Genomic DNA, 10498 nt, shown 5'->3' with positions numbered 1-10498 from the left:
TCTTAAGCATTTTTGGTAAATCTTTTGGTCCAACAACAACAATGAGAACAAGTAAGATCACGAGAAACTCTGGTCCATCAATCCCAAACATCACTTATACTCAACTTCCTCATAAGGATAATGTAAAATTTATGATTGCATTTTTATTATTTTACACGCTTTTTTTAGCAACAGACGTTTTACTTCTTTTAGAGGAAGAAGTGCTTTTGTTGCGCGCTGGCGCACGCTTTACCGATAATGGCTGAGATTGTTGCAGTTTAACATCAATTGTATGAGAAGCATCAACCATTTCAAGATTACCCTCGAGACCATCTTCTTCCTCCTTCAGATTCTTTTTGAAAGCTTTAATTCCCTTAGCAACATCGCCCATCAATTCAGAAACCTTGCCACGCCCGAAAAGCACAAGGATAATCAGCAAAATTACAATCAAATGCGTTGGTGAAAAAATATTACCCATCATTCTCTCTCTGCGTTTAAATTGAATTGCATTTACTTATACGCATTAATGTATTGATTTTCAAATCATCGGAAATACAAATGAGATTTAAAATCTTCAATAAACTCGATTGGTACTTTCGTTCATTTGTTGCGTTTTCTATTTTTCCTCTTTTGGAATAAAACTCAAAAAATTTTCATAAAATAAATAATACATGCTCCCATTACAACCTTTTTTCTCACACTCTATGTCCTAACAAAAAATTTAAAGCCTTAGCCTTTGTTCATACAAACGGTGTAAAGATAAAAATAGATTAAAGCTGTGACATCAATATTTGTCTCAATATATTTGTGCTTTTTAACTGTTTGATTTTTACAAGAAGCTTTTTGTTGATACAAAGCAAATATTTTGTGCTAGTGAAATATTTAATGAAACCATATATATCATAGAATTGATCCATGAACTATCGGCATATTTATCATGCTGGCAATTTTGCCGATGTTTTTAAACATATTATTGTGACCCGTATTGTAGAATATCTAAAACGCAAAGAAAAAGCTTTTCGCGTTATAGATACACATGCTGGCATTGGCATTTATGACCTCTCTTCTGCAGAAGCACAAAAAACAGGAGAATGGTACGAAGGTGTTCAACGCCTTCTTTCAGCGCCACTCCCAGAAAATTTAAAAACACTTCTTCAACCATGGTACGATATCATTGATACATTCAATAAAGGGAAAAAAGAAGTCCTATTCTACCCTGGATCTCCCGTTCTTATTCGTCAATTATTACGTAAACAAGATCGGTTAACCGCCATTGAGTTACACGATAAAGATTATCATATTTTAGCAAAAAATTTTGCCGGTGATTATCAAACAAAAATCCTACATTTGGATGGCTGGCTCTCTTTAAATGCGCATTTGCCACCAAAAGAAAAACGCGGTTTGATTCTTGTTGATCCTCCTTTTGAGAAACCCGGCGAATTTTCGCGTCTTGTTGAGGGACTGATGAAAGCATATCGCCGTTTTTCTGGAGGAATCTATGCTTTATGGTATCCTATTAAATATGATGAAGATATTCAAACTTTTCTTCACGCACTTCATCAAACAAAAATTCCCAAAATTTTGCAACTTGAAATGCGTGTTCGAAAAAACGCAATCTTCCCGACAATGCATGGAAGTGGTATGATCGTTATCAATCCTCCCTATCTTCTTGAAGAAGAAATCAAAACACTAAGCCCTTTTCTTCTTGCACGCCTTGGACAAGATAAAAATGCACAAATAACCCATAAATGGCTTCAAAAAGAGCATTTATGACATGAAATGTTTCGCTTTAAATGAAAATCATTTTTCATAGAAAGAAAAAATATTAAGCAACTTAAAATTAACAAGTAGGAACCACCATTATATTCACCAGCTCATGGTATATTTACCAACTTATAGTATATTTACTCGCCCCATGAAATTGCGATACCCCTCGCATGAAAGCGGTTCTTGAGAGCTATGTCTCCTTTCTTCTATCATTTTTTCCCATATGCCAACCCCGCTTATGGTGCACAAGCCAAGTAAATAAAATTGATTCAACATAAAGAGATTTGAAATAAGAGGAGCATACAATATTCGGAGTTGTAATTCAAAGTGAATGACGAAAAATTATCATTTTAGATCAATGTATTTACCAAAAAAGAAGCAAGTTTCATTTTTGTTAAAAAAATTCCCATACTTGCGTCGATTGCAAACGAATATTCTCAGGATTACCACCTGATATTTTCATTTCCCATTGATAATGGCCATATCAAAAAATTTAAAATAATAATCGTTGTTTAAGGATCACAATAGCATCACTTCTTTGCTGTTTTAAGAGAATATCAGTCCTAACGCATATCATAATGAGAGGCATAGATTCGATTTTTTTCTTATAAAACCTATTTTAATGCTATCTTTATCACCCTTACTTTATCATTCTCATCATCAAGAGATAAAGTGAGAAAATGGATAAATGTTTTGAGCGAGACTTTCATTATGCTCTTTGTAAAAAGTCATTACTCCATAACTGCGTGGCATTGTAATTTATATTTATAGAAAAAATAACCATAAATACATAAATGATAATACTTGATAAAAAGAGTATCTTGTATGAAAAAATAAATATGTTCGGATAACCTCAATGATCCTGAAAAACAACACAGATGATCCCCAGAATGAACGAGAAAAACTCTCTTTTCTCTCTCATATTACATGGGATAATGCCTCTCAAGAAAATCATAGAAGTCCATTCAAAGGGACTAAACTCATACAAGAGTTTGTTAAATATCTTCCGCATAAGCCAGGGGTTTATCGGATGATTGATGAGAGTGGTGATATTCTCTATGTTGGGAAAGCACGTAATCTGAAAAAACGAGTCGCAAACTATACCCGTGAACAAGGACACAATAACCGTATTACCCGCATGATTCGTACAACATCTCATATGGAGTTTGTTGTTACCCACACGGAAACAGAAGCGCTCCTTTTAGAAGCTAATCTCATCAAAAGATTACATCCACGTTTTAATGTGCTGCTGCGTGATGATAAAAGCTTTCCCTATATCATTATCACGCGTGATCATCGCGCACCTGCCCTTTACAAACACCGCGGAGCCAGAACAAGAAAAGCCCATTATTTTGGTCCTTTTGCTTCTTCAGCTGCAGTAACCCAAACAATTCATGTTTTACAACGTGCCTTTTTATTGCGAACCTGTACTGATTCAGTGTTTGAAAACCGTACGCGCCCCTGCCTACTTTATCAAATTAAACGCTGTTCTGCACCCTGTACGAATGAAATTAGGGAGGATGCTTATGAAGAGTTGGTGAAAGAAGCAAAAGCTTTTCTTTCAGGAAAAAGCCAATCTGTTAAAAATGATATGGTTCACGCTATGCGTCAAGCTGCAGAAAACCTTGATTTTGAACAAGCTGCAGCCTATCGTGACCGCTTATCGGCTCTCTCTCATATACAAAGCCATCAAGGCGTTAACCCTCAAACAATAAAAGAAGCAGATGTTTTTGCAATTGCACAGCAAGGAGGAATGACCTGTATTCAAGTCTTCTTTTTCCGCATGGGACAAAATTGGGGAAACCGATCTTATTTTCCTAAAGCCGATTCCTCTTTTTCTCGTAGCGAAATTTTAGCAAGTTTTCTTGCCCAATTCTATGATGATAAGCCACTGCCAAAACTTATCCTTTTATCTGAAAAAATCGAAGAACAAACTCTTCTTACCGAAGCATTCAATCTAAAAGCAAATCGTAAAATATCTCTCTCTTTGCCTCAAAAAGGCGAACGCAAAACTCTTGTTAATCACGCCTATATCAATGCTCATGAAGCACTTGGGCGCAAACTTTCTGAAACAGAAACACATACAAAATTACTCCAAAAGCTTGCCCAAGTATTTCAATTGCCTGGCACCCCACGACGTATAGAAGTTTATGATAATTCCCATATTATGGGAACAAATGCAGTCGGTGCGATGATTGTAGCAGGACAAAAAGGGTTTGTAAAAAACCAATATCGCAAATTCAATATCCGTTCGACTGAGATAACACCTGGTGATGATTTTGGTATGATGAAAGAGGTCATTAAACGAAGATTTTCACGTCTTCTCAAAGAACATGATCTGCCCCATGAAAATAACAACACAAAAAGTAAAGACGATAATATTTTTCCTGTCTGGCCTGACCTTATACTCATCGATGGTGGCGAGGGACAAGTAAAGAGTGTGCAGACAATATTATCGGAATTTAAATTAGACACTCTTATCACAGTCATTGGAATAGCCAAAGGTGCTGACCGTAACGCAGGACGAGAACGCTTTTTTATAAAAGGCAAAACACCCTTTACACTTCCTCCACGTGATCCTACACTGTATTTTTTGCAGCGTCTACGTGATGAAGCACATCGTTTTGCTATTGGAACGCACAGAACAAAACGAAAAAAAGCAACATTTAAAAATCCACTTGATGAAATTGAAGATATTGGTCCGACAAGAAAGCGTGCATTACTGCATCATTTTGGAAGTGCTAAAGCCGTTTCTAGCGCTTCACGCGAAGATTTAACAAAAGTTGCAGGAATTTCTGATACAATCGCACAAAAAATTCATAACTATTTTAATGAAAAATAAACTTGTTTCATAAAGTTTGCCTTGTTACCTTTACGATATAAATCGTTTTTTAAAGAATTGAAAATGGCTCTATGAAAAATCATACTTTTTCTTTCCCTAATATTTTGACTTATGCACGTATTATCGCAGTGCCAATGGTTGTTGCATGCTTTTTTCTAGAAGGAAGATTGCAATCAAGCGATATCGCACGTTGGGTTGCTGTTTCCATTTTTATTGTTGCCTCTATTACTGATTTTCTTGATGGATATCTTGCGCGTATTTGGAAACAAACATCCAATATTGGTCGTATGTTAGACCCAATCGCAGATAAACTTCTTGTCTCCGCCTGTTTATTACTGCTTGCCGCAGATAGTACGATCGCTGGTTGGACATTATGGGCGGCCATTATTATTCTTTGCCGAGAAATTCTTGTATCGGGATTACGTGAATATTTAGCTGAACTGAAAGTCAGTGTTCCTGTCTCTCGTCTTGCAAAGTGGAAAACTTTTGTACAAATGGTAGCCATTGTCTTTCTCTTAGCAGGACAAGCTGGTCATAAAATCTTCCCTTACACACTGGAGTTTGGTATCGCTATGCTGTGGATTTCTGCTCTTCTCACCTTATGGACAGGGTGGGACTATTTTCGTGCAGGCTTAAAGCACGTTATCACATAAAAAACTGTGAGCCTAAGCTTTTCAAAGAAATCTCTCATCCCATAAAAGGATCCCAAAACAATATGTTTTGGGATCCTTTATTTATATGCTTTTTAACCAACAATTTCTGCTTCGGAAAACCAAAAAGCAATTTCCTCTTTAGCAGTTTCCGCACTATCTGAACCATGAACAGAGTTTTCACCAATCGACAAAGCATGAACTTTACGAATTGTCCCTGCCTGTGCATCCGCAGGATTGGTAGCCCCCATCACTTCACGATTTTTAGCGATTGCATTTTCACCCTCTAAAACCTGAACAACTGTTGGACCAGAAGACATAAACTCAACGAGCTCGCCAAAAAATGGACGCTCTCTATGAACTTCATAAAATCTTTCAGCTTCACGCTGACTCATCCACACGCGTTTAGAGGCAACAATACGCAGCCCTACATCCTCAAGCATTTTTGTAATTTCTCCCGTCAAATTACGACGTGTTGCATCTGGTTTAATCATCGAAAAAGTACGCTCTACAGCCATTTAACCACCTTTATTAATTTGTAATCATTCTCTGGCTGTTCTATAGCGAGCAAGAAACCTTTTGCCAAGGAATTGTCAAAAAAAATTGCACTCACTTTCAAAAAGTTCTATTGGCTTTTACAAAGTTGCATTGGTTCGTGCAAATTTCAGTAAAGAATAGAAATGCTCGTAGAACTTGATTTCTTTATCATAACAATAAATTGATTTATAATCATCATTTATTATTTTCATATTAAATGAGAAACCTGAAATTGTAAGATTCTTGATTTCAAACCTATCTCTGTTAAAGTAAACAAAACTTTTTGTCTGCACATTACAAGCGCGATTGGCGTGGAGGAAAAATGACTTAAGAAAAAACTAAAAACTCTTTATTAGAAACTGTTTAAATGCAAAGACTGCCACAACACCATGCGTAAGCAACTATTATAATGGTATTGACTTATGTCTTTATAAAAAGCCAGTACGCCTTTCCAATCCATTGCAGGTATACTAGTGATTTTATAGCGTTGTTTTCCTAAGAGGGCGCGTACTTTCACTGTTGATTTTCAATCAACATCAAATCCTAATCCAGCAGCATGTTTGAAACAAAGATTAAGACAAGTGAATGCTTTCTCTACTGTTGCAACTTTTGTATGCCATATGGAGGTAAGCGTATTGCTTATATCTGTTTGTATAATTTCTGAAATGAAAAAACAGCCTCATTTGGAAAGCACATGAAGTTATATGAAAACAAACGTCCATCCTTATCATCATCCTTTAATTCGGCTTTACGGCTTTCAAAGATCTCTAAAGCAATGTCTTTAAGATTAAAGATAGCGCATTGCCCTACGCTTTTGTTTGTCACATTCTTTAACGGGATTATTGTCTTCACGCAAAATAGAACGCCACCGCGTTGCATATTCACGTGCTTGTTTTAAAGAGACATGTCTTAGAGCACTTAAGCCCATTTTTCGGCAGTGTTTAGTGAATTATATAATGATAAATCTATTGAATACCACCCTATTCACGCTTATAAAGGCACAAGTCGACACTATCACTCTCTTTACCAACTTATAGTATTTACTCGCCTCATGAAATTGCGATAGCCCTTGCATGAAGGCGATTCATGAAAGGCATTCTTCCTCCTTTCCTCACTAATTTTACCCACATGCCAATCCTGCTTATAGCGTATAGCCAAATAAACAAAATTGATTCAAGATAAAGTGAGATGAGATGAGAAAACTTACAATATTCGATGTTATGATTCAAGCTCCATAACGACAAATAATCATTATAAATCAATTCATTACTCTAAGTAAAAATGGTGCTACCCAATGACTTTATATCATTCACGAGCACAGCCGCAAAATGCGTTTGAAGCACTCAGAAATATTCCTTCAAACACTGCCATGAGCCTTTGTACAACATTGAATCTCTTGTACTCCTCTTAAAGGACTCTTCAACAAAGAGAAAATATACAAGCAAAACAATAGTAATAGAAATTACAGTCTCTCTAAAAGATTATCCTCTCTGACAAAATGATTTAAATGCCGTGAGCTCAACTTCTTACATACCTCTCATGTTTACTCAAACAACACAACATATTTTTAGAAACTATAGCGTACACCTAAAACACCCTGAAAAGACTGCTTCGTTTTACGCCCTTTAATATAATGCGCTTGTGCATAAAGCTTTAATTTCTCACTGACGAAACTGCTCAAACCAAACCCTAATTTGCCCGCATTCCCTGATATATCTGTGCTAAACTCATGCTGCTGATTAATCGTGGTCTGATTATTCTCTTTATTCTCACGCAACCAAGCCGCCGTGATATAAGCCAATGAAGAACTATTGGATCCAAACTCATACCCTAACGATAATCCCACCTCACTGCGTAAGGAAGTGAAAGCATTTATATCACCTGTCATCTCATTCGAAAGCTCGATTGCTTTTTTTTCAACTTGAAGCCACGTGAACTGACCATAAGGCTGTAACCAGCTACTCTGCGTGGTTTTTATGCGATAACCAGCCTCAAATGATGTTCCCACTGCCCACTGATTATAATCTCCTGCAATGGCTGAACCATTCGTTGAAACCGCCTTTAGGTGATTTTGGTAATAATTATATTTCAAAATTCCATCGAGATACCACCCACTCTGATCAACATAGGTTGCATAAGCCCCAACACCATAAGTATTAAGACCACTCACTCCACCTCGCGCATGTGTAAGGCGTGCATGATCATAACTGCCAAAACCACCAATATAAAACTCTCCATCTTCCCATTCACTTAAACCGCTAAGCCCTAAGACGATACCTGTCTGTTCAAGCTTAAAGTCTAGATGCTCTGCAGAAATGGTCTCTTTGCTTTTGATCCCATATGTCCAGAGTGCCGCATTTTTTTTACTTTTGTCTAAAACGCCTCTTCCAGAACGGACTGCCTGCAATTCATTATGGAAAATAAGTCCTGGGGCAACAGACATAGACAATACCGCATCGGTCGAAGGTGTGGTTAAAAAATCAGAAACTGTTATTTCCTTATGTGATTGGGCAGAAAGTTCGTCCTGATTTCTTGGACGCATAAGCATTTTATCCTTTAAAGATTGGGCACCAATAGAAACAACAGGCTGCTGATACTCTTCAAAAGAAGGATGCCTATTATCTGAACGTGATAACTGCTCTTGCAAAGATAAAACAGGAGAAGAAACAGAAACCTGCTGTTCTCCTCTTAAGTGCCGTGGAGGTCTCGATTTAGGTTGTGGCTTACTCCTTTGTTCACCACTATCTCCTCGCCGAGAAGAGGGTGAACCTGTTTCGCTAGCTGAAGAACTTGCAAAAGTAGTAATCTTTGGCTTCTTACCCGTACGCCGAGTGGAACTATTTGAACATTCTGAATTGTTGGTTTCCATACTTAGATACCAAGTGATAGTATCACCATTATAGTCAGCACTCCTGCCTTTTTTACATAAACGGTATTTATAAGCCCCACCATCAATAGCCTCAATTTCCTCACCAGTGAAACTTTCCAGGAAAAAACCAGCTCCTTCACCGTCGCTTCGATCGGTAACTAACGGGATTCCAGCAAGTAAACTATTCTTTTGTGAAAGAGGCGCTGTAATTTCACGACCAGAATCGGAAACACTTATTCCGTGTCTGCCTGTACCCTCCTCCTCAATCTTCAAGTAATCACTACCATTAGCTCTAGGACTAATGTTGAAACGAAAATGTAAATGCCCTGAAAGTCTTTCAACAGCAAGTGAAATATGTCGTGGATCATACCCAATAGAAGTAAAAATAACAGTTCCTCCCTCACCACCTAAATCTTCAATGTTAATCTCAGGTCTTTCTGATGGATGCCGCTCCCCAACCAAAAATATTGTTTCAGGACTTCTTCCCTCTATAGGAATCTCTTTTTTAGTGATATGATCTGTGACATCACCAGCAAACAAATACAGTTTTCCTCCATTATTGACCCTTACTTCTCCAACAACGTCTTTTGCACCAATATGTAGCCATGAGCTGGCAGTCCCTCCAATTGTTAGAGTATCTATAAATCCTTCAGGATAGACGACTTGGGTCGCTTGATCCTTCAAGGTAGTATTATAGGATTCTCCTAACGCTAAGACATGCTGTCTCCCATTACCGGAAACCTCTGTATCTCGTGCGTTTCCACCTTTTTTTCTTTGTTTTGCGTAGAGATTTTGTTCTCCATCATTTTCCACTTTTGTATTCCAAGCCTGTGCCTCATCATATATATTCTGCTGCCCTATTGCTCCTCTCCCGCCAGTCACTGTTGTATCAAATGTACTACTCCTTCTTTCCACGTCTTTAAGATCAAGATTAGCCTCTTCATGAACAAACTGCTGTCCTCCCTCAATTTTAGCATTCAGAGCCTTCCCTCCACGCGTCACTATTTGCATCCCCCCTTTTTCAATAGTAGCACCTACAGAAGTTCTTCCATTATCAACAAGCTCCACACCACCCTCTTTGATCTTAATATTACTGCTGAAAGAACTGGAAATGAATACAGAGCCTTTTGGAATCTCTCCTCCATTTCCTACATTGTTTATTCTTGCAAGTCCCTCATTCCCACTCCCATCTGCGCTTGCAACTTGCATGAGATAACTACTAATTATCAAGACTGAAAAACCTAATCTGCATTTATACCGCATCATCTACACTCCATTATCAATTATTAAACAAACATCCCGCTACGACATGGTAGCCCGTGTTAGAATGTATCATAATGTGTTTTATTTAAGTCTAAATACAATTTTTAATTGTGTTTTTTAAAATTATACAATTTATAATTGTATAACAAGTAAGAGTTTTTAGTCTGAAGTGAGACAATTTATAGAATGCAAAGTGTACCTTACTATTAAAGGCACACTTTGCGATACTTAAAGAAATAAATGAAGAAACAATAGTGCTTTTAAGTAAAATCTAAGATCATCATCAATGTCTCTAAACTCTTAAGAAAACTTCGTTAAGCATTAAATCTTTCGCTTTTAAGCAATAACCTTTCCAAGACTCCTCAGCACATCAATATATTGATTTATAACGATAATCTATCATTATTCATCTTGAATCATACCCCCCAATATTGTTGTAAGATTCTCTCATTTCAAACCTCTGTCATGTTGAATCAATTTTGTTCACTTGGCTTTACACCATAAGGAGAATTGGTGTGAGAAGTAAAACGAGAGCAGAAAGAAGAAAAATTCCTCTCATGATCCGGCTTCATGCAAGGGCTGTCGCGATAC

Annotated in this window: 8 protein-coding genes and 1 pseudogene; 3 read left to right on the top strand and 6 right to left on the bottom strand. The window is 37.3% G+C overall.

All coding sequences use genetic code 11. The annotated features are described in order from the left end of the window. On the bottom strand, positions 1 to 91 hold a 91-nt coding region (locus BN67_RS15030; RefSeq protein WP_033313347.1), incomplete at its 3' end, for a twin-arginine translocase TatA/TatE family subunit. A 60-nt stretch (positions 92 to 151) separates the two neighbouring features. Beyond that, positions 152 to 457 (bottom strand): twin-arginine translocase TatA/TatE family subunit, encoded by a 306-nt coding sequence (tatA, locus tag BN67_RS09605; protein WP_019223888.1) that lies wholly within the window; start codon positions 455 to 457, stop codon positions 152 to 154. A gap of 437 nt (positions 458 to 894) precedes the next feature. Between tatA and BN67_RS09600 the strand changes: the two genes are divergently transcribed. Next, a complete protein-coding gene (locus BN67_RS09600; RefSeq protein ID WP_019223887.1) occupies positions 895 to 1752 on the top strand; it encodes a 23S rRNA (adenine(2030)-N(6))-methyltransferase RlmJ in 858 nt (285 codons plus the stop codon). A gap of 365 nt (positions 1753 to 2117) precedes the next feature. Here BN67_RS09600 and BN67_RS15025 read toward each other — a convergent pair. Further along, positions 2118 to 2246 (bottom strand): annotated as a pseudogene (locus BN67_RS15025) (twin-arginine translocase subunit TatC); the annotation flags it as partial. 356 nt (positions 2247 to 2602) lie between these two features. On the opposite strand from BN67_RS15025, the gene uvrC reads away from it, so the two are divergent. Continuing rightward, positions 2603 to 4588 (top strand): excinuclease ABC subunit UvrC, encoded by a 1986-nt coding sequence (gene uvrC, locus BN67_RS09595; protein ID WP_019223885.1) that lies wholly within the window; start codon positions 2603 to 2605, stop codon positions 4586 to 4588. A 71-nt stretch (positions 4589 to 4659) separates the two neighbouring features. Continuing rightward, the gene (gene pgsA, locus BN67_RS09585; protein ID WP_019223883.1) at positions 4660 to 5241 is read left to right on the top strand and encodes a CDP-diacylglycerol--glycerol-3-phosphate 3-phosphatidyltransferase; all 582 of its coding nucleotides are present in this window, start codon (positions 4660 to 4662) and stop codon (positions 5239 to 5241) included. A gap of 92 nt (positions 5242 to 5333) precedes the next feature. On the opposite strand, the gene ndk is transcribed toward pgsA, so the two are convergent. From ndk to bafA, 3 genes are all read right to left on the bottom strand, one after another. Further along, complete coding sequence (gene ndk, locus BN67_RS09580; RefSeq protein ID WP_019223882.1) at positions 5334 to 5756, bottom strand: nucleoside-diphosphate kinase; 423 nt, start codon at positions 5754 to 5756, stop codon at positions 5334 to 5336. An 806-nt stretch (positions 5757 to 6562) separates the two neighbouring features. Beyond that, positions 6563 to 6703: a hypothetical protein gene (locus BN67_RS15020; RefSeq protein ID WP_244427055.1), complete on the bottom strand. Its 141-nt coding sequence runs from the start codon at positions 6701 to 6703 to the stop codon at positions 6563 to 6565. Between the two features lie 639 nt (positions 6704 to 7342). Beyond that, on the bottom strand, positions 7343 to 9907 hold the full coding sequence (bafA, locus tag BN67_RS09570; RefSeq protein ID WP_026088273.1) for a BafA family autotransporter: 2565 nt from the start codon (positions 9905 to 9907) through the stop codon (positions 7343 to 7345). Positions 9908 to 10498: the final 591 nt, after the last annotated feature.

Source organism: Bartonella rattaustraliani AUST/NH4, assembly GCF_000312565.1.
Classification (GTDB): domain Bacteria; phylum Pseudomonadota; class Alphaproteobacteria; order Rhizobiales; family Rhizobiaceae; genus Bartonella; species Bartonella rattaustraliani.
This window is presented reverse-complemented; position numbering and strand designations above follow the sequence as displayed.

What these genes read in the sequence shown, in the direction of transcription:
- bafA (WP_026088273.1), bottom strand. Translation starts at nt 9,907, where the DNA reads ATGCGGTATAAATGCAGATTAGGTTTTTCAGTCTTGATAATTAGTAGT.
- pgsA (WP_019223883.1), top strand. Translation starts at nt 4,660, where the DNA reads ATGAAAAATCATACTTTTTCTTTCCCTAATATTTTGACTTATGCACGT.
- BN67_RS09600 (WP_019223887.1), top strand. Translation starts at nt 895, where the DNA reads ATGAACTATCGGCATATTTATCATGCTGGCAATTTTGCCGATGTTTTT.
- uvrC (WP_019223885.1), top strand. Translation starts at nt 2,603, where the DNA reads ATGATCCTGAAAAACAACACAGATGATCCCCAGAATGAACGAGAAAAA.
- BN67_RS15020 (WP_244427055.1), bottom strand. Translation starts at nt 6,703, where the DNA reads ATGGGCTTAAGTGCTCTAAGACATGTCTCTTTAAAACAAGCACGTGAA.
- ndk (WP_019223882.1), bottom strand. Translation starts at nt 5,756, where the DNA reads ATGGCTGTAGAGCGTACTTTTTCGATGATTAAACCAGATGCAACACGT.
- tatA (WP_019223888.1), bottom strand. Translation starts at nt 457, where the DNA reads ATGGGTAATATTTTTTCACCAACGCATTTGATTGTAATTTTGCTGATT.